General features: G+C 66.7%; 19 protein-coding genes and 1 pseudogene. 11 read left to right on the top strand and 9 right to left on the bottom strand.

Annotation, left to right across the window (positions count from 1 at the left end; all coding sequences use genetic code 11):
* Window positions 1–154: 154 nt before the first annotated feature.
* The gene (gene tyrS, locus ASD14_RS15285; RefSeq protein ID WP_056135856.1) at window positions 155–1,390 is read right to left on the bottom strand and encodes a tyrosine--tRNA ligase; all 1,236 of its coding nucleotides are present in this window, start codon (window positions 1,388–1,390) and stop codon (window positions 155–157) included.
* 276 nt (window positions 1,391–1,666) lie between these two features.
* On the opposite strand from tyrS, the gene ASD14_RS15280 reads away from it, so the two are divergent.
* Both ASD14_RS15280 and ASD14_RS15275 read left to right on the top strand, forming a co-directional pair.
* Window positions 1,667–3,121: a M23 family metallopeptidase gene (locus ASD14_RS15280; RefSeq protein ID WP_082539038.1), complete on the top strand. Its 1,455-nt coding sequence runs from the start codon at window positions 1,667–1,669 to the stop codon at window positions 3,119–3,121.
* Between the two features lie 72 nt (window positions 3,122–3,193).
* Window positions 3,194–4,342 carry an anhydro-N-acetylmuramic acid kinase gene (locus ASD14_RS15275; RefSeq protein WP_056135850.1) on the top strand — a complete coding sequence of 383 codons (1,149 nt, stop codon included), beginning with the start codon at window positions 3,194–3,196 and terminating at the stop codon, window positions 4,340–4,342.
* A 22-nt stretch (window positions 4,343–4,364) separates the two neighbouring features.
* Here ASD14_RS15275 and ASD14_RS15835 read toward each other — a convergent pair whose 3' ends face one another.
* The 3 genes from ASD14_RS15835 to ASD14_RS15260 form a co-directional block, all read right to left on the bottom strand.
* On the bottom strand, window positions 4,365–4,691 hold the full coding sequence (locus ASD14_RS15835; protein ID WP_056135847.1) for a hypothetical protein: 327 nt from the start codon (window positions 4,689–4,691) through the stop codon (window positions 4,365–4,367).
* Window positions 4,692–4,784: 93 nt separating this feature from the next.
* Window positions 4,785–6,362: a hypothetical protein gene (locus tag ASD14_RS16360; protein ID WP_056135844.1), complete on the bottom strand. Its 1,578-nt coding sequence runs from the start codon at window positions 6,360–6,362 to the stop codon at window positions 4,785–4,787.
* Window positions 6,352–7,161 carry an exodeoxyribonuclease III gene (locus tag ASD14_RS15260; protein WP_056135841.1) on the bottom strand — a complete coding sequence of 270 codons (810 nt, stop codon included), beginning with the start codon at window positions 7,159–7,161 and terminating at the stop codon, window positions 6,352–6,354. Before ASD14_RS15260 ends, ASD14_RS16360 begins: the two co-directional genes overlap by 11 nt.
* Window positions 7,162–7,261: 100 nt before the next feature.
* Between ASD14_RS15260 and pyrE the strand changes: the two genes are divergently transcribed.
* Both pyrE and ASD14_RS15250 read left to right on the top strand, forming a co-directional pair.
* Complete coding sequence (gene pyrE, locus ASD14_RS15255; protein ID WP_056135923.1) at window positions 7,262–7,924, top strand: orotate phosphoribosyltransferase; 663 nt, start codon at window positions 7,262–7,264, stop codon at window positions 7,922–7,924.
* A 70-nt stretch (window positions 7,925–7,994) separates the two neighbouring features.
* Window positions 7,995–8,678, top strand: a complete 684-nt coding sequence (locus ASD14_RS15250) for a hypothetical protein (protein WP_056135837.1) — start codon at window positions 7,995–7,997, stop codon at window positions 8,676–8,678.
* A gap of 74 nt (window positions 8,679–8,752) precedes the next feature.
* On the opposite strand, the gene ASD14_RS15245 is transcribed toward ASD14_RS15250, so the two are convergent.
* The 3 genes and pseudogenes from ASD14_RS15245 to coaBC all read right to left on the bottom strand — a co-directional run bounded on the left by ASD14_RS15245 (window position 8,753) and on the right by coaBC (window position 12,808).
* Window positions 8,753–11,074 carry a phosphomannomutase gene (locus ASD14_RS15245; RefSeq protein WP_056135920.1) on the bottom strand — a complete coding sequence of 774 codons (2,322 nt, stop codon included), beginning with the start codon at window positions 11,072–11,074 and terminating at the stop codon, window positions 8,753–8,755.
* A gap of 28 nt (window positions 11,075–11,102) precedes the next feature.
* Window positions 11,103–11,561 (bottom strand): dUTP diphosphatase, encoded by a 459-nt coding sequence (dut, locus tag ASD14_RS15240; RefSeq protein WP_056135834.1) that lies wholly within the window; start codon window positions 11,559–11,561, stop codon window positions 11,103–11,105.
* A gap of 42 nt (window positions 11,562–11,603) precedes the next feature.
* A pseudogene (gene coaBC, locus ASD14_RS15235) lies at window positions 11,604–12,808 on the bottom strand (bifunctional phosphopantothenoylcysteine decarboxylase/phosphopantothenate--cysteine ligase CoaBC).
* 203 nt (window positions 12,809–13,011) lie between these two features.
* Between coaBC and radC the strand changes: the two are divergent.
* The 4 genes from radC (at window position 13,012) to ASD14_RS15215 (ending at window position 17,199) form a co-directional block, all read left to right on the top strand.
* On the top strand, window positions 13,012–13,686 hold the full coding sequence (gene radC, locus ASD14_RS15230) for a DNA repair protein RadC (protein WP_056135832.1): 675 nt from the start codon (window positions 13,012–13,014) through the stop codon (window positions 13,684–13,686).
* A 64-nt stretch (window positions 13,687–13,750) separates the two neighbouring features.
* Complete coding sequence (gene argS / locus ASD14_RS15225; RefSeq protein WP_056135829.1) at window positions 13,751–15,454, top strand: arginine--tRNA ligase; 1,704 nt, start codon at window positions 13,751–13,753, stop codon at window positions 15,452–15,454.
* 119 nt (window positions 15,455–15,573) lie between these two features.
* Complete coding sequence (locus ASD14_RS15220; RefSeq protein ID WP_056135827.1) at window positions 15,574–16,407, top strand: SPOR domain-containing protein; 834 nt, start codon at window positions 15,574–15,576, stop codon at window positions 16,405–16,407.
* A gap of 39 nt (window positions 16,408–16,446) precedes the next feature.
* Window positions 16,447–17,199 (top strand): SDR family NAD(P)-dependent oxidoreductase, encoded by a 753-nt coding sequence (locus ASD14_RS15215; RefSeq protein ID WP_056135824.1) that lies wholly within the window; start codon window positions 16,447–16,449, stop codon window positions 17,197–17,199.
* Between the two features lie 229 nt (window positions 17,200–17,428).
* Here ASD14_RS15215 and speA read toward each other — a convergent pair whose 3' ends face one another.
* Complete coding sequence (gene speA, locus ASD14_RS15210) at window positions 17,429–19,321, bottom strand: arginine decarboxylase (protein ID WP_056135821.1); 1,893 nt, start codon at window positions 19,319–19,321, stop codon at window positions 17,429–17,431.
* Window positions 19,322–19,503: 182 nt separating this feature from the next.
* Here speA and speE point away from each other — a divergent pair, with 182 nt between their 5' ends.
* A complete protein-coding gene (gene speE / locus ASD14_RS15205; RefSeq protein WP_056135816.1) occupies window positions 19,504–20,352 on the top strand; it encodes a polyamine aminopropyltransferase in 849 nt (282 codons plus the stop codon).
* A 100-nt stretch (window positions 20,353–20,452) separates the two neighbouring features.
* Window positions 20,453–22,486 carry a diguanylate cyclase gene (locus ASD14_RS15200; protein ID WP_082539037.1) on the top strand — a complete coding sequence of 678 codons (2,034 nt, stop codon included), beginning with the start codon at window positions 20,453–20,455 and terminating at the stop codon, window positions 22,484–22,486.
* Window positions 22,487–22,618: 132 nt separating this feature from the next.
* Here ASD14_RS15200 and ASD14_RS15195 read toward each other — a convergent pair whose 3' ends face one another.
* Window positions 22,619–22,957, bottom strand: a complete 339-nt coding sequence (locus tag ASD14_RS15195; protein WP_056135810.1) for a P-II family nitrogen regulator — start codon at window positions 22,955–22,957, stop codon at window positions 22,619–22,621.
* 233 nt (window positions 22,958–23,190) lie between these two features.
* Between ASD14_RS15195 and ASD14_RS15190 the strand changes: the two genes are divergently transcribed.
* Window positions 23,191–23,463, top strand: coding sequence for an accessory factor UbiK family protein (locus tag ASD14_RS15190; protein ID WP_056135808.1), 273 nt, complete (start codon window positions 23,191–23,193; stop codon window positions 23,461–23,463).
* Window positions 23,464–23,472: the final 9 nt, after the last annotated feature.

Raw genomic sequence — 23,472 nt, 5'->3', positions numbered from 1 at the left:
CCCGCTCCGTTCAGGCCCTCAGGCCGTCCCGATCAGCGGGGCGCGCATTGTGCACACCCCCAACAAAAATGGGAAGTGGGTGTGCGAAATTTTTCTGTGCGCCCGGTGTTTACCGCCGCTTGCTCCGCGTCGAATCAGCAACCCCGAGCGAGGCTCACGCGATTACCAGTCGAACCCGCGCAAACGTGCGCCTTCCGACCGCTAGCACGCCTTCGAAACCCGGCATGAAAACGCGCTGCGCATCCTCAATCACGTCGCCGTCGATGCGAACGGCGCGCTCCTTGAGCTTGCGGTTCGCCTCCGAATTGCTCGGCGTGAGTCCGGCGGCCGTCAGCAATGCCGCAATCCGAAGTCCGTCCTCCGGCACCACCACATCGGTGAGCGGGAGCGACGAAGTATCACCCTCGCCCCGCACGGCTGCATTCCAGCCCGCCACTGCATTTTCCGCGGCTACGGCACCGTGGAAACGTGTCGCCAGCTCACGCGCGAGGCGCAGCTTGAGATCGCGGGGATTCAATGCACCGGCTTCGATATCGCGCTTGAGCGAAGCCGCCTCCGCGATGGAGATTTCGAAGCTCAGAAGCTCGATCCAGCGCCACATCAGCGCGTCATCGATCTTCATGGTCTTGGTGACGATATCGATCGCAGGCTCGTTGATGCCGATGTAATTGCCCAGCGACTTTGACATCTTCTGTACGCCGTCGAGCCCTTCGAGCAGCGGCATCGTCAACACGATCTGCGGAGGCTGGCCGAAGTGCTCCTGCAGGCCGCGCCCCATCAGCAGGTTGAACTTCTGATCGGTGCCGCCGAGCTCGACATCCGCCTTCAATGCAACCGAGTCGTAGCCCTGCACGAGCGGATACAGGAACTCGTGGATCGAGATCGATTGTTGCGCGGCATAACGCTTGGAGAAATCGTCGCGTTCGAGCATTCGCGCGACGGTGTGCTGCGCGGCGAGTCTGATCATGTCGGCCGCGGACATCTGCCCGAACCATTCGCTGTTGAAACGCACTTCGGTGCGTTCGCGGTCGAGCACCTTGAAGACCTGCTCGGCATAGGTCTGGGCATTGGCCAACACGTCATCGCGCGTTAACGGCTTGCGGGTGACGTTCTTGCCGGTTGGGTCGCCAATCATTCCGGTGAAGTCGCCGATCAGGAAGATCACCTGATGACCCAGATCCTGGAACTGCCGCATCTTGTTGAGCAGCACGGTATGGCCCAGATGCAGATCGGGCGCGGTCGGGTCGAAGCCGGCCTTGATCCGCAGCGGGCGGCCGCCCGCCTTCATGGATGCAGCCAGCCGCGCCTCGAGTTCCTCTCGCTTGAGGATTTCGTCGGCGCCCCGGGAGATGAGGTCGAGAGCGTCGTTCAGGGAAGAGGATACGGGCACAGAGATTTCCGATGAGTGGCATCTGCCTGAATGCGACAGATGGCGTGAATTTCGTTATCGCGAAGTTAACGCGGCGTTAAACCGGGTTGTACGTCAAAAATCCTTTGGCTATCAATGATTTGACGCGGACTGCTCACGTGACTATGGTACCCCCGTTACGCGCACATCACGCGTCTGAAGGCGCCCAAAAGCGCATGTTTCAAGCTTGTTTCATGGCCACGCGAACAGACGGACTGGATGCCGGACGTTCTGACAGGGTTTCGGGGGATGGTAGCAATGGGTAAATCCGGACTAGGCGCGCAGCGGCGCGAACGACTTAATGCACTGCGTGAAGCCGCGCTGCATCGCCCTGTAGTCGCCCGTCATCTTTCCGATGGATTCAATGGCCGCTGGTCGCGCCGGCAGTGGGCGCAGGCGAGCCTGGTGGCCACGTTGGGCATGCTGGTGGCGGCGATCATTCCCGGTTTCAGCCCAGGCCATGACGCCCCCCTCCCGGCGGCCCGGATGTCGATGGCGCTGCCGTTGCCGTCACTACCCGTGGCGCGGTTGCACGGCCAGAGCGGTGACAGCTGGCAACTCGTCCGCGTCGAGCGCGGCCAGACGCTGGCTTCCTTGTTCAAGCAGTTCGGCATTTCGCCGACGACACTCCATGAAGTCCTGCAGCAGCCGGGCGCGCGCGAATCGCTGACGAAACTCAAGCCTGGCGCCGAACTCGCGTTCGACCTTCCGGTCGGCGAAGGCGGCAAGGGTGGCGAGCTGCGTGCGCTGCGTTTCGACCGCGATGCCACGCATCGCGTTGAACTGACGCTCGAAGGCGATGACATCCGCCAGAAGGTGATCGAGCGTCCGAGCGAAACCCGCACGGTCGTGCTCAGCGGCAAGGTAGGTAGGTCGCTGTTCCGTTCGGCGCGCAAGCTCGGCTTGAGCCCGAAGAACATCAACACGCTCACCGACGACATCTTCAAGTACGACATCGATTTCAATGACGACGTCGGCGCGAACGACCGCTTCAGTGTCGTCGTCGAGCAGACCTGGCGCGAAGGCGAGCTGATCTCCACCGGCCCGGTGCTGGCGGCGACGTTCACTACCGGCAACAAGCTGCACACCGGCTTCCGCTTCGAGCGCAACGGCAAGGCCGAGTACTTCACCGGCGACGGCCGTCCTCTGAAGAAGTCCTTCATCCGCATGCCGATCCCGTATGCGCGCCTGACGTCCGGCTTCGGCGCGCGCCGCCATCCGGTGCTGGGCCGCATGCGCATGCACAAGGGCGTGGACTACGCCGCGCGTCCGGGCACGCCGATCATGGCTGCGGGCGATGCGCGCGTGCTTTCGGCCGGCTGGCAGGGCGGTTATGGCAATGCGGTCGTGCTCGACCACGGTCGCGGCTACACCACGTTGTACGGCCACATGTCGCGCATCGGCAAGATCAAGCGCGGCCAGCGCATCGCGCAGGGCACCGTGATCGGTTATGTCGGCAGCACCGGCATGTCGACCGGCCCGCACCTGCATTACGAATTCCGCATCAACGGCGCGCACCGCAACCCGCTGTCGATCACGATGCCGCCACCGGAACCGCTGAGCGGCGGCGCGCTCGCGCAGTTCCGCCAGCAGACTTCGGTAGCACTGACTCGCATCCGCAAGGTCGAAAACATCATCTACGCCGATGCGGGTACTGCTGAGCCCAAGCAACTGGCGATGGCGGGCGCGAAGAAGAACGGCCGCAAGGGCTGATCGCGTCGACGCGGTAGTGCCGGGTCGCTCCTGGCACTACACAAAACCGGCATCGGGCTGTTTACTGCACCGATGCCGCATACGAATTCCGCTCCGCAACTCTTCATTGGCCTGATCTCGGGCACCAGCGCCGATGGCATCGATGCCGCGCTGGTGCGCTTTACCGGCGATGGCGATACGACCCAGTGCGAACTCGTGCACGGCCACACCTATCCGTGGCCTGAAGACCTGCGTGTGCGACTGATCTCGCTGGGCCAGGGCGCGCCGGTTGATTCGCTGGATGAGATGGGCACGCTCGACGTGCGCATCGGCGAGCATTTCGCGACGGCTGCATTGCAACTGGCAAGCGACGCCGGTGTCGCAGCGCGCGACGTGCACGCGATCGGCTCGCATGGACAGACCGTGCGGCACCGGCCTGCAGGCGCCGCGTTCGACGGCCACCATCCCTTCACCATGCAACTGGGCGATGCGCACGTGATCGCCGAGCGCAGCGGCATCACGACGGTCGCCGACTTCCGCCGCCGCGATGTCGCCGCGGGCGGGCTCGGCGCGCCCCTGCTGCCGGCGCTGCATAACGCACTGCTGCATTCGCCGCAGGAAGATCGCGCGGTGCTCAATCTCGGCGGCATCGCCAACTTCACCCTGTTGCCTGCCCACGGCGACGTGCGCGGCTTCGATACCGGCCCGGCCAATGCACTGATGGATGCGTGGTGCGCGCGGCACACCGGGCAGGCCTTCGATGCCGGTGGTGCATTCGCCGCACAGGGTGCTTGCGACGCTGCATTGCTGCAACGGTTGCTGGATGAGGCGTGGTTCGCGTTGCCGCCGCCGAAGAGCACCGGGCGGGAGGTTTTCCATCTCGATTGGGTCGAAGCGCGGCTGCATGGCAACGAAGCCGCTGCCGACGTGCAGGCAACCCTGCTGGAACTTACCGCGGCCAGCGTCGCCGACGCCCTGCTCGCGCATCAACCAGGCACGCGCAGGGTGCTGGTGTGCGGTGGCGGCGTGCACAACGCGCGGCTGCTGGAACGCATCGCCGCACGGCTTCCTGATGCCGCCGTCGAATCCACGGCGCGGCATGGCGTCGATCCCGATTTCGTCGAAGCAATGGGGTTCGCCTGGCTGGCACGGCAGGCGCTACTGGGAAAGCCGGGAAACCTGCCCAGCGTGACCGGCGCGCGCGGTCCGCGCGTGCTCGGCGTGGTGCATCCGGCAAACTGAGCGTGCCCCCGGCGGGTTGCCGTCAGGCGGGATCCTTGCGGCTCGACGACTCCGACATCGCGAAGCGCATGTCGATGTCCGGGTCGTCCAGTTCCTTCGGCCGTTCAACGCGGCCGATCAGCGAGAAGCCCGGATCGCTCGGCACTTCTTCCAGCGCGGCGATCGCGGCGCGCAGGATGTCGCTGTCGGTTTCGCTGAAACGGACGTTCATGTCGGCTTCGACCGTATACAGCCCCTGCTCGAGGAGATGCTGCAACGTGCGCCCCATGTCCCAGCGGCGCGCATCGGCCACGCGGCGGATGCGGTCCGCCAGCACGGGGTCGATGTCACGGAGCACGATCTCGGTCATGAAGGAATGCTGGCATGGCCCCATTGGGCCTGAAACGGCTCAAAGGACATTGTTGTCACATTTCCACGACTTTGCGTCAAATTCTGCCGGCCTTCACGCCGGCGTCGAAGCTGGCGCGACCACGGGCCGCCGCCGCGCCAGGATGAAGCACAACAACAGCGCGGGAATGCCCACCACGGCCGTGCCGATGAAGAACAAGGCATAGCCTTCCAATTCGGTGCGGCCGGCTTGCAGGTGTTCCACCGCGACGCCGGAAAAGCCTTTCAATACCTTCCCGAGCAGCGCATAGAACGAACTGAGCAACGCATACTGGGTCGCGCTGTAGCCGACGTTGGTGAGGCTCGACATATAGCCGACCAGCGCAACGCCGGCGAAACCGGTACAGAAGTTGTCGATCACCATCGTCGTGGCGAACACGAGCGGATCGTTGCCCTGGTACGCCAGCCATGCGAAGGCGAGGTTCGAACCGGGGCCGAGAATGGCGCCCAGCAACAGCGTGGGCACGAAACCGAAACGCAACGCGAACAACCCCGCGACCGCGATACCCGATATCGAAGCCACCAACCCGGGCACGCCGCGTACCCAGCCAACGGTCTCCTTCGCGATGCCCAGGTCGGCATAGAACGGATTGGCCATCGGGCCCATCACGAAGTCGGGCAAGCGGTACAGGCTGATCGCTGCAAGCATCAGCAGCGCCCAGCTGCCGTGCTGGCGGAAGAAGGCAATGAAGGGACCCAGGACCGCGTCGTACATGCGCAGCATCGGGCGTACCAGCGGACGCGACCACGTCGCTTCCGGCACCGGCCCCGCAGGACGGCGTCCCACGGCGCACGCCAGCACCGCGCCGAGCAACAACAATGCGGCGTTGCGCAGGTCGAGGTTGAGGTCGTCGTGCAATCCGATCGCGATGGCGAACACCAGCGTCGCCAGGCCGATTGCGCCGGCGAGCAGCCAGCGCACGACCATCGCATCGGATACACCCAGCGGGAGGTCGTTGTTGTTGCCGCCCGCGACTTCGACCACCGGCCGCGCCTGCACCTGCGGTTCGCGCGCGAACCAGCACGCACCGATGCCGACGGCCATCAACAGCGCCATCAATTCGTACGACACCGACCAGCCCAATTTCGCGGCGACCACGAGGATCAGCGCGTCGGTGATGAGCAACGCCGTGCGATAGCCGAGCTGGTAGCCGGCGCTGAGCAGCGCGAGCTCGTCGCGGTCGTCGGCGCTCTCGATGCGCCAGGCATCGATCACGATGTCCTGCGTCGCCGACGAGAACGCCGCCACCAGCGCCATCACGCCGAATGCGATCAAGCCGCCCTGCGGCTGCACCAGCGCCATGCCGACGAGGCCGCAGGCGATCGCCAGCTGCGCCAGCATCATCCATCCGCGGCGCCTGCCGAGCAGGCGTCCGAGCACCGGCGCGTCAGTCTTGTCGACCAACGGCGCCCACAGGAACTTCATCGAATAGGCGATGCCGACCCACGACAGGAAGCCGATCGTCGACAGTTCGATGCCGCCCTCGCGCAACCAGAAGCCCATCGTGTTGCCGACAAGCATGAATGGCAGGCCGGAGGCGAAGCCGAGCGCGAGCATGATCGCGACCTTCGGCCGCCGCAGCGCGCGCAGCACGTCGCGCGAGCTGTGCTTCTTCCTGCGCTCAGCGGTCATAGTCCACCGCGAACGGCGCGTGATCGGAGAAGCGCGGCGACGGCGTGATCGCGCACGCCTTCAGGCGGTCCTGCAGCGATGGAGTGACGAACTGGTAATCGATGCGCCATCCCACGTTCTTGGCGCGCGCGGCGCCGCGATTGCTCCACCAGGTGTAGTCCTGGCCTTCCGCGTGCAGGTGGCGATAGGCGTCGACCCAACCTGTTCCCTCCATGCACAGGCCGTTGAGCCAGTCGCGTTCCTGGGGCAGGCAGCCCGAATTCTTCTGGTTGCTGGTCCAGTTCCTGATGTCGAGGCGGCTACGCACGATGTTCCAGTCGCCGCACAGCACGTAGTCGCGGCCGGATTGCAGCCACTGCTGCAGGATCGGTTCCAGCCACTTCATCACCTCGAACTTGAAGCCCTGGCGCAGCTCGCCCGACGAACCCGAAGGAATGTAGAAGGACACCACACTGAGGTTGCCGAAGCGCGCTTCGATGTAGCGTCCCTCGTCATCGAATGCGGACCAGCCGAGCGACGTCAGGACTTCGTCGGGTTCGCGCTTGGAATAGATGGCGACGCCGCTGTAACCCTTCTTGGTACTGGCGTCCTTGAAGAACGTGCGATAGCCGGGCGGGCGGAAGACGTTGTCGACCGGCGCTTCGGACGCGTCCTCGTTAGAAGCGTGGCCAAGCTGGTGTTCCTGGGCCTTGGTTTCCTGCAGGCACAGCACGTCGGCGTCCTGCGTGCGGAACCAGTCGAAGAAGCCCTTGTTGGCGGCCGAGCGGATGCCGTTGGCGTTGAAGCTGATGATGCGCATGGGGGATAGCAGCGGAATTCCAGGCGAGGACGGCAGCCTACCGCACGCGGCGGAGATTCCGATGCGGCAGAATTCGCGCACCTGCCCCGACTTCCTGCCGATGAACGACCACCGCTCCCGCTTTCTCCAGCTCGCGCTGCGCGCCGACGCTTTGCGCTTCGGCGATTTCACCCTGAAGTCTGGGCGGCAGAGCCCGTACTTCTTCAACGCCGGCCTGTTCAATTCCGGCGCGCTGCTGGCGGAACTGGCGACCTGCTACGCCGACGCGATCGAGGCGCACGGCGTCGGCTTCGACCTGCTGTTCGGGCCTGCCTACAAGGGCATTCCGCTCGCGACCGCCGTCGCCTGCGAATACGCGCGCCGGGGCCGCGACCTGCCGGTGGCATTCAATCGCAAGGAAGCCAAGGCGCACGGCGAAGGCGGCACGCTGATCGGCGCGCCGCTCGCCGGCAAGCGCGTCCTGATCGTGGACGACGTGATCACCGCCGGCACTGCGATCCGCGAAGCGCTGGCGATCATCCGCGATGCGGGCGGCGTTGCCGCAGGCATCGTGATCGCACTCGATCGCCAGGAAGCCGTTGACCCCGCCGTATCGAGACGCTCCGCGGCACAAACTGTCGCGGACGAACATGGCTTGCCGGTCGTTCCGGTGGCGAGCCTGTCGGACCTGCTCGAATTCGCTGCCGGCAACGCGCAACTGGTCGCACAACGGGAGCGACTGCTGGCCTACCGTGCCGCGTATGGTAGCCATACCGCCGCATAGCCCGTACCAGCCGTGCTGGCGTGATCCTTGCTAGTGGTTGTCCAACCGCGAGACTTTCGGCAGGACCTTCATGAACAAGTTGTACGCCCCGCTCGCGCTGGCCCTCACGGCTGCGCTGCTGGCCGGCCCAGCCGGCGCCGCGCAACAGAAAAAAGCGGGGCCAGAAAAGAAAAAGCTCTATTGCTGGAACGAAGGCGGGCACAGAGTCTGCGGCGACGCCCTGCCGGCGACCGCCGTCGACAGCGCACGCACCGAGATCAGCTCCCGAAGCGGTCTTCCGACCGGACAGGTCGGCCGCGCCCTGACCGCAGAAGAACGTCTTGCGGCCGCGGCGCAGGCCGAAATCGACCGGCAGAACCAGTTCAAGGAAGCCGCGCAACGCATGCGCGAACACGCCATGGCCGAGTCGTATTCGACCGAAGCCGACCTGCGCCGCGCCTTCAACGACCGCATCGCCCTGCTCGACGACACCGTCAAGGCCGCGCAGCTGAGCATCGGCGGCCTGCGCCAGAGCCTGATCAGCCTGCTCCGCCAGGCCGGGGAAGCCGAGCTGGCGGGCAGGCCGGTACCGGCGAATCTCGCGAGCACCATCCGGACCCAGCACGCCGAACTCATCCGCCAGCAAGGCCTGCTCGCCGCGCACCGCCAGAACCGCAGCGAGATCGACGTCGAACTCGACCACGCCCTGCAGACGTATCGCGCACTGAAAGGCCCGAAGACGCCGGCGGTGGTGCCGGTGCAGAACGGCACCTGATCCGGTAGCGCCTGCTGCAAACAAACAAAAAGCCGGTCAGACGACCGGCTTTTTGTTTGTGCGACCGGGTGAGCTCAGAAGGGCAGCGAGAGATCCGGCTTCAACGCCAGCAACTGCTCGCGGAACGCCTGCTGGATGCGCTTGAGCGCCGCCGCCGTGTCGGCGTCGAAACGCATCACCAGCACCGGCGTCGTGTTCGACGCGCGCACCAGGCCCCACCCATCCGGGAAGTCGACACGCAGGCCGTCGATCGTCGACAGGCGCGCACCTTCGAACTGCGCGGCATTGCGGAAACGTTCGACGAAGCTATGTGGATCGCCCCCGGGCGCATCGACCTTGATCTCCGGCGTGGACACGCCGTTGGGCAGCGCGGCCAGCGTCGCCGCCGGCGTGTCGGGCTGCACCGAGAGGATCTCGAGGAGGCGGGCGGCGGCGTAGATGCCGTCGTCGAAGCCGTACCAGCGTTCCTTGAAGAAGAAGTGGCCGCTCATCTCGCCGGCGAGCTCGGCGCCGGTTTCGCGCATCTTCGCCTTGATCAGCGAATGGCCGGTCTTCCACATCAGCGGACTGCCGCCATGGCGCAGGATGTGGCCTGGCAGGCGACCGGTGCACTTCACGTCGAAGATGATCATCGCACCCGGGTTACGCTCCAGCACGTCCTGCGCGAACAGCATCAGCAGGCGATCCGGGAAGATGTTCTGGCCATCCTTCGTGACCACGCCGAGGCGGTCGCCGTCGCCGTCGAAGGCGATGCCGAGGTCCGCGTCGAGGCGCTCGACCATCTTGATCAGGTCGGTGAGGTTGTGCGGCTCACTGGGATCGGGATGGTGGTTGGGGAAGGTGCCGTCGATTTCGCAGTACAGCGGGGTGACTTCGGCGCCGATCGCGGCCAACACCCGCGGGCCGATGTCGCCGGCCACGCCGTTGCCAGCATCGACCACGACCTTGAGCGGGCGGTCGATCTGCACGTCGGCAGCGATGCGCTGCACGTAGTCCTCGCTGATGTCCTGTTGACGCACTTCGCCCGGGTTGTCCGCAGCGAACAGGCGGCCCTGCGCAATACGGTCATGGAGGTCGGTGATCGTCTCGCCCGACAGCGTCTCGCCACCGACTACAATCTTGAAGCCGTTGTAGTCCGGCGGATTGTGGCTGCCGGTGACCGACACGCAGGAACCCGCGCGCAGGTGATACGCGCCGAAGTAGACGACCGGCGTCGGCGCCATACCAATGTCGATGACGTTGCGGCCGGCCTTGCGCAGGCCGTTGATCAGGCCTTCGCTGAGCTCGGGACCGGAGAGGCGGCCGTCACGGCCGACCACGATGTCGAGCAGACCCTGCTGCTGCATCACCGAACCGATCGACTGGCCGAGCAGTTCGGCGATGCCGGCGTCGAGCGTCTTGCCGATCACGCCGCGCACGTCGTAGGCGCGGAAGATGCCGGGATCGAGCGGCACACCTTTCGTTACTGCCGGCGCGGGCGCGGCTTCCACTGGTTTCTGCGCGCCGACCGGCTGCGCTGCGAGCAATTCCGGCGCCAGCTGGCCCAGGGTCTGATCGCCGCCTTCCTCGATTGCCGCGGCTTTCCCCCGGCCGCGGGTGAGGGCGGGATAGAACCAGGCCACGATCGCGCCCAGCGCCAGTAATGCAGTGATGACGGCGCACGGCAGCCAGCCCAGGCCGAGCGGTCCGCCGGCGACGTCCGGAATCGCGGCCGCGACCCGCAGGTCGCTGCCCGGCACCTTCGCCGCCATCGCTTCGGCGCCGGTGGCGAGGGCCTTGTTGCCGCGCTCGACCACGGTGGAACTGCCCTGGCGCAAGGCCAGGTAGGTGTCTTCCGGCACGCGGGCCGCTTCCACCCCGCTGCTCAGCCTGGCGAGGGGCAGCCGAACGCTGGCGACGCCCACGAGTTCGGCGCCGCGCATCACCGGGGCGGCCAGCGCGAGCTTCTGCTTGCCGAGGCCATCGGTGACGATCCAGGCCACCGGCTTCTGTTCCGCCAGCGCCTGCTCCATCGCGGCCAGGCGGCCGTAGCCGGTCTTGGGCAGCCCGGCATAGGCCGGGTCGAGGTCCGTCGAAAGCACTTCGCCCTCAGTCGCCGAGGCCCAGCCCTGGGTCAGCGCGATACCGGCCTGGTGCAGGTCATTGGCGGCCAGCGCCGCCTGTACCGGTGCGCTTTCGAGCTGCGCGGCGAACTGCTTCTGCTCGGTGGCGATCACTCCCTGCGCGTTCTGCACGGCCGCATCGCGCGCCTGTTCCACGGTCTGCCGGCGCGCGCTGTCGCGGTATTGCTGCCAGGCGCTCCAGCCGAACCACACGGCCAGCAGCACCAGCACGATCGCCACCAGCTGTCGCAGTAGCTTCGCCTGGGCGGGAGGAAGGCTCTTCTTTTCGCTCATCATCGTTTCCTGTTTTTTTGCTCGCGCTTCAGCGCACGCCGGTGTGGCCGAAGCCACCTTCGCCACGCTTGCTCGCTTCGAATTCGTCGACCACTTGCAACGTCGCCCGCACGATCGGCAGCACGACGAGCTGGGCGATGCGGTCCCCCGGCTGGATCGTAAAAGCCTCGCGACTACGGTTCCACACGCTGATCATGAGCGGTCCCTGGTAATCCGCGTCGATCAGGCCGGTGCCGTTGCCCAGCACGATGCCGTGTTTGTGACCCAGGCCCGACCTGGGCAGGATCACCGCGCACAGGGTCGGGTCGCCGACGTGAATGGCCAGTCCCGATGGCACGAGCACGGTGTCGCCCGGCTGCAGGGCCAGCGGCGCATCCAGCGCGGCGCGCAGGTCGAGGCCGGCGCTGCAAGGCGTCGCGTATTCGGGCAGCGCCCACTCGCCGCCGAAACGCGCGTCGAGGATCTTGAGTTCGAGCGTGTGGTGCATTCGGTTCCTTATGTGTCGATGCGCACGTGGCGCGGCCGGGCTTCAAGCCAGCCGCACCGCGATCAGCTCAAGCAAGTTGTCTGCCAATTCGATCTTCGACGCAGGCCCCAGCGCGCGCTCGAAGCCGTCGCGCCCGTACACCACCAGCGCGTTGTCGTCGCTTTCGAAGCCGCTGCCCACGATGCCGACGCGATTGGCCGCGATCAGGTCGAGCTTCTTCTTTTCCAGCTTGCCGCGTGCGTATTGCTCGACATGGTCGGTTTCCGCGGCGAAGCCGACCACCAGGCGCGGGCGCCGCGGATGTACCGCCACTTCGGCGAGGATGTCGGGCGTGCGGACCAGCTCCAGCGTTAGCGTGTCCACACCGGCCTGCTTCTTGATCTTGCCCGGCGCCACGCTGAGCGGAGTGAAGTCGGCGACGGCCGCGGCCCCGATGTAGATGTCGGCCGGCAGCGCCGCCATCACCGCGGCGTGCATCTGGGCGGCACTGCGCACGTCGATGCGGCTCACGCCGGCTGGGGTCGGCAGCGAGACCGGTCCCGCCACCAGCACCACGTCGGCGCCCTGGCGCGCGGCGGATTCGGCGATCGCGAACCCCATCTTCCCGCTGCTGCGATTCCCGATGAAGCGGACGGGATCGATGTCTTCGAAAGTCGGGCCCGCACTGACGAGGACGCGCCGACCGCGCAGGCTCATCGTGCAGCCCCCCCTAGCGCGGCGACGATGGCTTCGGGTTCGCTGAGGCGGCCCGGACCGGATTCGCCTTCGGCGAGCGGGCCGTCTTCCGGACCAACTACCTGCACGCCGCGTTCGCGCAACGTAGCCATGTTGGCCTGCGTGGCCGGGTGCAGCCACATGCGGTGGTTCATCGCCGGGCACACGGTAATCGGCGCGATGGTCGCCAGGCACAAGGTGGTGACCAGATCGTCGGCCAAGCCATGGGTCAGCTTGGCCAGCGTGTTCGCCGTGGCGGGCGCAACCACTACCCGGTCCGCCCAGCGCGCCAGTTCGATATGGCCCATCGCGGCTTCCGCCGCTTCGTCCCACAGCGAGGTGCGCACGGGGAAGCCGGACAGCGCCTGGAAGGTCGGCGTGCCGACAAAGTGCGTGGCTTCCCCGGTCATCGCCACCTGCACCTGCGCCCCGGCGTCGCGCAGGCGGCGCACCAGCTCGGCGGCCTTGTACGCGGCGATGCCGCCGCACACGCACAGCAGGATGCGCTGGTCCTTGAGGCGGGCGTCGGCCATCGGTTCGGAAAATTCCTACCGCGAAACGGGCAATTAGCTTACCCGAAGGCACGCGTGCGCCTGATCGGCGTGGCGTGGCGAGCACGGCAAGCTGCGTCCATCCCGGATGCGGCGGTCAACCTCCAGGCTGCCTGTTCCAGGTTCGCAGGCATTCCCTATTCCGCCGTCGCGTCCGGGAACCCCTTCCCTCTTCCACGAGCGACATGCACATCCGCGACTGGCCCGTCGACGAACGTCCCCGCGAGAAGCTGCTCGGCCGTGGCCCCGGCGCGCTGTCGGACGCGGAACTGCTGGCGATCTTCCTCGGCTCCGGCCTGCGTGGCCGCGATGCGGTCGCCACGGCGCGCGAACTGCTCGCGGCCGAAGGCGGCCTGCGCGCCCTGCTGCAACGGTCGCCGAAGGAACTGCGGAAACTGCGTGGCCTGGGCCCCGCCCGCGCCTGCGCGCTAACCGCCGCGCTGGAACTCGGCCAACGGATGCTGCACGCGCAACTCGAACGCGGCGAAGCGCTGGGCGACCCGCAGGCCGCGGGCCGCTACTTCGCCCAGCGCCTGCGCGGACTGCCGCACGAAGTGTTCGCGGCGCTGTTCCTCGACACACGGCATCGGGTGATCGCGTTCGAGGAGCTGTTCCAGGGCACGCTCGATGGCGCCGAAGTGCACCCTCGCGAGGTCGTGCGCCGCGCGCTCGGCCACAACGCCGCGGCAGTGATCGTGGCGCACAACCATCCCAGCGGTAACCCGGAACCCTCCGCCGCCGATCGCGCCGTCACCGCACGGCTGAAGCAGGCACTCGCGCTGGTCGACCTGCGCCTGCTCGACCACTTCGTCATCGCCGACGGCCCGCCGGTGTCGCTCGCGGCGCGCGGCTGGGTGTAACTCCCGCTGGGTCGCGGCAGGGCTCGCGTACAATGCGCGACCCGCTGCATCGCTGAAAAATCCCGTGAAATCCACCCTCCGCGCGCTCGTCGCGCAGGCCATCGACTCCCTGCGCACCGCCGGTACGCTTCCCGCCGACCTGGCCATGCCCGACTTCGTCATCGAGCGCCCCAAGACGCGCGCCCAGGGCGACTTCTCCAGCAATGCCGCGATGTTGCTGGCGAAACTCGCCAGTCAGGGCGGGACCAGGTCGAACCCGCGCGCGATCGCGCAGGCGCTGGTCGACGCGCTGCCCGCGAACGCCGTCGTCGCGAAGGTCGAGATCGCCGGCCCCGGCTTCATCAACTTCTTCATCAACGAGGCCGCCTGGCGCGCGCAGGTCGGCGAAGTGCTGGCGCAAGCCGCGAAGTACGGTCGCAACGAATCCGGCAAGGGCCACACCGCGGGCGTGGAATACGTCTCGGCCAATCCCACCGGCCCGCTCCACGTCGGCCACGGCCGCGCCGCGGTGATCGGCGACTGCATCGCGCGCGCGCTCGACGCCAATGGCTGGAACGTGAAGCGCGAGTTCTACTACAACGACGCCGGCGCGCAGATCAACAACCTCGCCGTCTCGGTGCAGGCGCGCGCGCAGGGCAAGGGGCCGGACGACGCGGGCTGGCCGGAAGACGGCTACCGCGGCGACTACATCATCGACGTTGCCAATGCCTACCTGCGCGGCGACAGCGTCGAAGTCGAAGGCCACACCGTCGTCGGTGCGAAGGATCCGAACGATCTCGATGCGATCCGCCAGTTCGCCGTCGCCTACCTGCGCCGCGAACAGAACCTCGATCTCGCGGCGTACGGCGTCTCGTTCGACACGTACTTCCTCGAATCCTCGCTTTACACCAGCGACAAGGTGGAAGAGACCGTGCGCGAGCTCATCGCCCACGGCCATACGTACGAAGAAGGCGGCGCGCTGTGGCTGCGCACCACCGATTTCGGTGACGACAAGGACCGCGTGATGCGCAAGTCCGACGGCACCTACACCTACTTCGTGCCGGACGTCGCCTACCACCTGTCGAAGTGGCAGCGCGGCTACGAGCGCGCGATCACCGAACTTGGCGCCGACCACCACGGCTCGCTGATGCGCGTGAAGGCCGGCCTGCAGGCGCTGGATTGCGGCATTCCCGAGGGTTATCCCGAATACGTGCTGCACCAGATGGTCACGGTCATGCGCGGCGGCGAGGAAGTGAAGCTGTCCAAGCGCGCCGGCAGTTACCTGACCCTGCGCGACCTGATCGACGAAGCCGGCCGCGATGCGGTGCGCTGGTTCCTGATCGCGCGCAAACCGGATTCGCAGCTGACCTTCGACATCGACCTCGCGCGCAGCCAGTCGATGGACAACCCGGTGTACTACGTGCAGGTTTCGCACGCGCGCATGCACGGGCTGACGCGCCAGCTGAAGGAGCGCGGCCTGTCGTTCGACGCCGGCAACGGGCTGGCGCAGCCGCTCGACCTCGAGGACGACAGCGCACGCGAACTGGTGACGACGCTGCTGCGCTATCCCGATGTGGTCGAGACCGCCGGGCGCGACCTGGAGCCGCACCAGATCGCCGTCTACCTGCTCGAACTCGCGCAGACGTTCCAGACGTATTACAACGACCACCAGTTCCTCGTCGACGACCCCAACCTGCGCGACGCCCGCCTGGTGCTCGCGCTGGCGACGCGGCAGGTGCTGGCGAACGGGCTGGAACTGTTGGGCGTCAGCGCACCGGAAATGATGTGATTCATGTTGATGTGAGTGCCGCGTCCTGACTGGCGCGGCATGTTGGGCTGATGCAGGCGCGTCTTCGGACGCATTCGACGTAACAGATCAGGGGGCGTCATCGCCCGAGGCAGAACGAAGTGGCAGCAAAGCGTGGCAAGTCGCAGGCGCGACGCAGTGGCGGCAACGGCAATGGCATTCCCGGCTGGGCCTGGATGGTGCTCGGCATCCTGCTGACGATCGTGGTCGTGATCGTCGCGCCCAAATACCTGAAGTCCGACGGTGACGGTTTCTTCCGTCCGCAACCCAATCCCGATGCGCAGCCGGTTCCAGTCGCCGAGGAGGAGGACGCGGTCGCGCCGGAAGGCGACGTGCCCGCGCCGAAGACCGCCAAGTCCAGGGACGCCGGCAAGAATCGCGAGGAGTACGACTTCTACACCCTGCTTCCGGGCAAGGAAGTCCCGCTGAGTGACGCCGAGATTGCCGCCACCGAGCGCGCCGAGGCGCAGCGCGAAGCCGCGCGGCAGAGGCAGCAGGCCAGCGCGCAGTCCGATGATGCCGAAGCCGCGACTTCACCGGTGCCGCTGCCCAGGCCGGTCGATGACGGCGTAACCATGAAGCCGGCCGCGACGGCGACGACCGATATCGCGAAGCCTGCCGCAACGACGGCGTCAATCAGCAAGCCGACGGCAACGAACACCAAGGCTTCGACGACCACGGCGACGCCCGCCATCGACGACAACACCCGCTACCTGCTCCAGGCCGGCGCCTTCCAGGCTTCGGGCCAGGCCGAAGAGCTGAAGGCGAAGATCGCCCTGCTCGGCCTCGGCGCCCGCGTCGAATCGGCGCAGATCAGCGGTAAGACCGTCTACCGCGTCCGCATGGGCCCGTACGGCACCGCCACCGACCTCGCCGAGGCCAAGCGCAAATTGTCCGCTGGCGGATTGCAGGCGATGGCGGTTCGGGTGAGGTAATGCGCGATCGATCACGCGAGTCGGCCAAGGAGAACTGACATGCAACGCACCGCCCTGATCACCGGCGCCACATCGGGTTTCGGCGCCGCCACGGCACGCCGCTTCGTTGCCGCGGAATGGCACGTGATCGCGACCGGCCGCCGCGCGGACCGATTACAGGCGCTGGTGGACGAACTCGGTGCGGATCGCGTGCATGCCGCGGTGTTCGACATCCGCGATGCGAACGCGATGAACGCAGCCATGGATGCGCTGCCCGAAGCCTTCCGCGGCGTCGATCTGCTGGTCAACAACGCGGGCCTCGCGCAGGGCACGCAGCCCGCGCAGAACGCGCGTCTTGACGACTGGCAGCGCATGATCGACACCAACATCACCGCGCTGGTCACGCTGACGCGGCGGATGTTGCCGACCCTGATCGAACGCCGGGGCGCGATCATCAACATCAGTTCCACCGCGGCCAGCTATCCCTACACCGGCGGCAACGTGTACGGCGGCACCAAGGCCTTCGTCAGCCAGTTCTCGCTCGGGTTGCGCAGCGATCTGCACGGCACCGGCGTGCGCGTGACCACGCTGGAGCCGGGCATGGCCGAAACCGAATTCACCCTGGTGCGCACGCATGGCGACCAGACCGCGTCGGACGCGCTGTACAAGGGTGCGAATCCGATGACCGCGCAGGACATCGCCGAAACGATCTTCTGGATCGCGACGTTGCCGCCGCACCTCAACGTCAACCGGCTGGAGATGATGCCGGTGAGCCAGTCGTTCGCGGGATTCCAGGTCGCGCGCGAAGGCTGACTTCGTCATCCCGCAAAAGGGGAATTGCCTTGCTGCTGTTGCTCGTCATTCCCGCGAAGGCGGGAATCCAGTGACTTTCGCTCCGTGGCGGCCAAGGCAAAGCAAAGTTACTGGATTCCCGCCTTCGCGGGAATGACGAGCAAAGCGGATGCAAGGACAGGAAGGGCAGAAAGCAAAGAAGCAAAGAAGCAAATAAGCAAAGAAGCAAAAAAAGCCGGTTGAGGCGGCGCTACGCCAGCGGCTCGTCGCTCAGATAGGTGTACGCAGTAAGTCCCGCTTCCAGCGCGGCCTTCAGCTTGTCGGCTTCATCCGCCGCCAGGTGCGCCGCGTCAACCTTGCCGGCATACGCCTTGCGCAGGTCCGACAGGTTGTAGCCCACGTAATCGAGCATCACGTCGGCGGTGTCGCCGCGGCGTTGCTGGCTCATCGCATAGCCGCCGTTGCCGTCGAGATGGACCTCGACCGCGTCGGTGTCGCCGAACAGGTTGTGGATGTCGCCGAGGATTTCCTGATACGCGCCGACGAGGAAGAAACCGAGCCGGTACGACTCGCCGTGCTTCATCTCGTGCAGCGGCAGCGAGCTGTCGAGGCCTTCGGTTTCCACATACGTGTCGATCATGCCGTCCGAATCGCAGGTCATGTCGGCGATCACGCCGCGGCGCGTCGGCGCTTCGTCCAGGCGCTCGATCGGCGCGATCGGGAACACCTGGTCGATCGCCCACACGTCGGGCATCGATTCGAACACGCTGAAGTTGACGAAGTACTTGTCGACCAGGCGATCGTTGAGTTCGTCGAGCAGGTCGCGGTGGCTCTTCTCGTCGTAGCTCAGACGCGCGCGCACCGCATGTGCGATCGCGTAGAACAGGTCGTCGATGCGCGCGCGGTGGGTCAGGTCGATCTGGCCGAGCGCGTACAGCGACAGGCCTTCGCTGTGGTGGTGCTGGGCCTCGTGGAACAGCTCTATCGCCGGGCGCTTGTCGAGTTCGGCGTGGATCTCGCGCAGGTGGCGGATCACCGCGGGTTCGTCGTCGTGCTCGTCGGGCACGCGGCCTTCCGGCGCCTGCTCGACTTCGCTCACGTTCGCGACCAGCACCGCGTGGTGCGCGGTCATCGCGCGGCCGCACTCGGTGATGATGCGTGGCGGCGGCAGCGCGTATTCCTCGCATGCCTCGGCGAGCGGTTGCACGATGCTCGATGCGTACTGGCTCACGCCGTAATTGATCGAGCAGTAGCTGCGCGAACGCGTGCCTTCGTAGTCGATGCCGAGGCCGCCGCCAACGTCCATGTAGCGCACCTTCGCGCCGAGCACGGAGAGTTCGACGAAGTAGCGCGTCGCCTCGCGCATGCCGTTGGCGATGTCGCGGACGTTGGAAATCTGCGAACCCATGTGGAAATGCAGCAACTGCAGACTGTCTTCCAGCCCGCTGTCACGCAGTTCTTTCCACAGATCGAGCACCTGGCGCGGCGAGAGCCCGAACTTGGCCTTGTCGCCGCCGCTGTTCTGCCACTTGCCGGCACCCAGCGAAGCCAGGCGCATGCGCACGCCGAGGCCCGGCTTCACGCCTAGCGCGCGCGCCTCTTCGATGACCAGCGGCAGCTCCGAAGGCTTCTCGATCACGATGAAGGTTTCGAGCCCGAGCTTGCGGCCGATCAGCGCGAGGCGGATGTATTCGCGGTCCTTGTAGCCGTTGCACACGATCACGCCACCCGGGCGCGACAATGCCAGCACCGCCATCAGTTCCGGCTTGCTTCCGGCTTCGAGGCCGAAGCCATCGCCGTGGTGCGAAGCGAGCGTGCCGGCGACACCGGCGTGCTGGTTGACCTTGATCGGATACACCGCGGTGTAGCCGCCGGCGTAATCCCATTCGCCCATCGCCTGCGCGAACGCACCCTGCAGCTTGCGCAGGCGGTCGCCGAGGATGTCGGGGAAGCGCACCAGCAACGGCAGCTTCGCACCCTGTGCCTTGGCCTGGTCGACCACGTCCGGCAGCGCGATCGCCGGTCCCTGCGGACCGCGCGGCGCCACGGTGATGCGGCCGGCCGCGTCGACATCGAAATAACCCTCCGACCAGTGCGGAATCGAATAGGTCTTGCGGGCGTGGTCGAGCGACCAGGCGGTCATCGGCGTGCTTCCTTCAGCGGCAAACAGGGGAGGATCGGGGGCAAACAGGCGCGCATTGTAGGGCTTGGGTTGGCAAGGCGCCGTTGCGGTGGCCGGCCTGCAGGGGCTTGCAGATACGGCCACGGCGGTAATGCGCCATTCGCTACAATCCGCGCCCCACACAGCTTCGCGGAAACACGCCGATGACCGACACCACCTGGCACTACGAGAACTTCGAGCGCGCCGGCTCGGCCATCGGCTACCGGATCACGAAGAAGCTGGACGAGGTGCAGTCGCCCTTCCAGTTCATCGAGATCTACGAGAGCACCGACTGGGGCAACCTGATGCTCATCGACGGCGCGATGATGCTGACCACGCGCGACAACTTCCTCTACCACGAGATGATGTCGCATCCGGCGCTGTTCACCCATGCTGCGCCGAAGAACGTGGTGATCATCGGCGGCGGCGACTGCGGCACGCTGCGCGAGGTGCTCAAGCATCCCGGCGTCGAAAAGGCCGTGCAGTGCGACATCGACGAACAGGTCACGCGCATGGCGGAGAAGTGGTTTCCCGAGCTGTGCGAATCCAACAATGATCCGCGCGCGGAACTGCTGTTCGATGACGGCATCGCGTACATGGCCAACTGCGCGCCGGGCAGCGTCGACATCGTGATCGTCGATTCCACCGATCCGGTCGGCCCGGCCGAGGGCCTGTTCAACAAGTCCTTCTACGAATCCTGCTTCCGCGCGCTGAAGGACGACGGCATCCTCGTGCAGCAGTCCGAGTCGCCGCTGGTGCTGCTGGATCTCATCAAGGAAATGCGCGGCGAGATGGGCAAGGCTGGCTTCGCCTCGTTCAAGACCCTGCCCTTCCCGCAGCCGTGCTATCCGACCGGCTGGTGGAGCGCGACGCTGGCGAAGAAGTCCGGCGGTTTCGAGTTCCGCGACGCCGACGCCCGCGCCAAGCTCTTCGACGCGAAGTACTACAGCGCCGACATCCACAAGGGCGCACTGGTTTCCCCACCCTTCGTCGCCGCCGCGCTGGGCGAGTAAGACACGCCACCCGCGGACGGACGGCGCCGGAACAGCGCCGCGTGTCCCGGCTCCGGGAGCCGCCTGTGTTACGGTGCGCCCACGGCGGGAATCCGGGTGGATGGACCCGTCTCTGCGCCGGATCCGGGGGGATGTCTTGCGCGCGTTGGGGTTCACCGTCCTGCTGGCCTGCTCGGGCTGGTGCGTCGCTGCCGACGCGCTGGCGCAGACCGGCGTTTCTCCACCTCCGCCGGACCTCACCCGCTTCGGTTCCACCCCTGATGCCGGCCAGTTCGACCGCCTGATCGAGCAGATCGAGCGCGGCGACCTCATCGTGTCCAGTCCGCAGCAGATCCGCGATGCCGTGAAGGTGCTCGATGGACTGCGCCCGGTGCATGACGCGAAGCGCGAACTGCGTCTGCGCGGCTTCCGCTGCGACTACGACGACCTCGGCCAGCCGGCGTCCGGATTAGCTTTCGCCCGCGCTGGCATGGCCGATGCGCAGCGGCTCGGCGACATCGGCAGCCAGGTGCGCTTTGGCCTGTGCGAGGCCAACTACATCGACGGGTCCGGACAGACTTCGCAATCGGCGGCGTCCGTCGCCACCGCATTGGCGCTGGCCCGCAAGCACGGCGACCCGCGCCTGCTCGCGCAGGCGCTGATCCATCGCGGCAGCCTGCGCTCGCTGCTGGGCGAACAGGCGGCGGCACTGACCGACTTCCTCGAGGCGCAGCGCGTCTACAACGCCGCCGGGCTGCGCAACGAGGCCGAAGCCGGCCTCGGCGACATCGCGGCCGCCTACCGGCGCATGGGTGACCACGACAAGGCGCTGGAGTACCTGCGCCAGGGCGTCGCCTTCGCCGAGCGGCAGGGCGATCCCGGCCTGCTGTCGGTGGCGTTGCTGCAGACCGCCTTCCTGCACGAGGACCTGGGCCGCCATGACGAGGCGCTGGCCGTGCAGCGTCGCGCGATCCAGGTCGCCGCCGGGCACGGGCTCGAATACGACGTGGCCGCCGCGCACCTGGCGATGGCCTCCTCGCTGGTGAAGAAGGGCGATTTCAGCGGCGCCGAAACCGCACTGGCCACGGCCCGCATCGGCTTCGAAAGACTGGGCGACAAATCCAACGAGGCCATGCTGCAGCTGCTCGAAGGCATGGTGCTCGCCGGCCGTGGCGACGACGTGCTCGCGCTCGAGCACTACGATCGCGCCACGCGCGAATTCGACGCCGACCCGAACCTGCGTTACCAGGTCGATCTCTACGCCGCGCGCGCCCTGAGCCACGAAGCGCTCGGCGATTACCGCGCGGCGATGGATGACCTCAAGCTCGAACGCACCGGCCGCCGCAAGCTCAACGACGACGCGCGCACGCAGCAGTCGTTGTTGCTGCAATACCAGTTCGATACCGCGCGCCGTGATCTGGAAAACGCACAGTTGCAAGCCGGGCAGCGCAGCCAGAAGCAACGGCTGAAGGTGGTGGAACGCGCCAATCGCTGGCAGGTCGCTGCGCTGATCAGTTCCGGCTTGTTGCTATTGCTGCTCGGCGTGCTGTTCCTGCGCCAGCTGCGCAGCATGCGCCGCATCAACCGGCTCGCACTGACCGACGCACTGACCGGCGTCGCCAATCGCCGCCACGTCGAAGTCGCCGCGGAGCAGGCCGTGGAGCGGTCACGCACCACCGGCGAACCACTAGCCGTGCTCACCTTCGATCTCGATTCGTTCAAGCGCATAAATGACGGGCACGGCCACGCCAGCGGCGACCAGGTGTTGGTGCGGGTCGCGCGCGCCTGCGAAGCGGTGCTGCGCCAGAACGACCTGCTCGGTCGCGTCGGCGGCGAGGAGTTCGTTGTGCTGCTGCCCAACACGCCATCCGACGCCGCGCTGCTGGTGGCCGAACGGCTGCGCGACAGCGTGCACCGGCTCGATCTCGGCGATATCGCCGAGGACCTCGACGTCACCATCAGCCTCGGACTGGCAATGCTGCGGCCGCAGGACGACGGACTGCACGACGTGATCGACCGCGCGGATGCGGCGCTGTACCGGGCGAAGGATGCGGGCCGGAACCGCGTCGCCATTGAGCTGGACGACCCGCTGGCGATCCGGCTGACCTCCGTGGACGCGCGTCATACGGCTGCCGTGGCTTCCGCGGCGCAGTGAAGCCTTTCGCAGCCGGGGACTTGGTACGTCACGCCGGCCATGCGCGCGAACCCGGCGCAACCGGGCTCGGGATTGACGGCCGTTCTGCGCCCGGAAAGGGATGACGAACGGAGCGCCGTGCCACGACGGGCGTTACAGCGCGTCGCCGTCCATCTCGCCGGTGCGGATGCGCACCACGCGATCGAGGTCCCACACGAAGATCTTGCCGTCGCCGATCTTGCCGGTGCCCGCGGCCTTCATGATCGCTTCCACGACGGTGTCGGCCTGTTCGTCGGTGACCGCGACTTCGAGCTTGATCTTGGGCAGGAAGTCGACGACGTATTCCGCGCCGCGATAAAGCTCGGTGTGGCCCTTCTGCCGGCCGAAGCCCTTGACCTCGGTGGCGGTGATGCCGGCGACGCCGGCTTCGGCCAGCGCTTCGCGGACATCGTCGAGCTTGAAAGGCTTGATCACCGCCATGACCATCTTCATCGCATGTCTCCCAGGGCCGCGGGCCCGCTGCGCAGGAGGATAAGGCGCGCTGCGATGCGCGGCGAGCGGTGGTGCACGGTCGCGTCGTTCGAATGGCGTGAAGCGGCGGGCTTGAGCCCGCCCTACAATGGCGGCGCTTTCGGTTTTTTCCTATTCCACCACGCGACATCGCCTGACTGCGCCGCTTCGGCCCCGGTCCCAAGCTGGGTCCAACGCCGGAGGAGCCCAATCCCATGATCGACCTCAACCATCTTGACGACCTCGCCCGCCGCCTCAGCGCACTGGTGCCACCCGGCCTGCGCGAGGGCCGCGACGAACTGCAGCAGAACTTCAAGGCGGTGTTGCAGACGGGTCTGGCCCGGCTCGACCTGGTGACGCGCGAGGAGTTCGACGTCCAGCGCGCGGTCCTCCTGCGCACGCGCGAGAAGCTCGAAGAACTGCAACGCACGGTGGCCGAACTGGAAGCCCAGCTCGGCCACGGCACGTCGCAACCACCGCACCACTGAGCCGCCGCC

The organism is Lysobacter sp. Root494, from assembly GCF_001427225.1.
Lineage (GTDB): Bacteria > Pseudomonadota > Gammaproteobacteria > Xanthomonadales > Xanthomonadaceae > Agrilutibacter.
The sequence above is the reverse complement of the archived record's forward strand: the minus strand, read 5'-3'. Positions and strand labels throughout refer to the sequence as shown.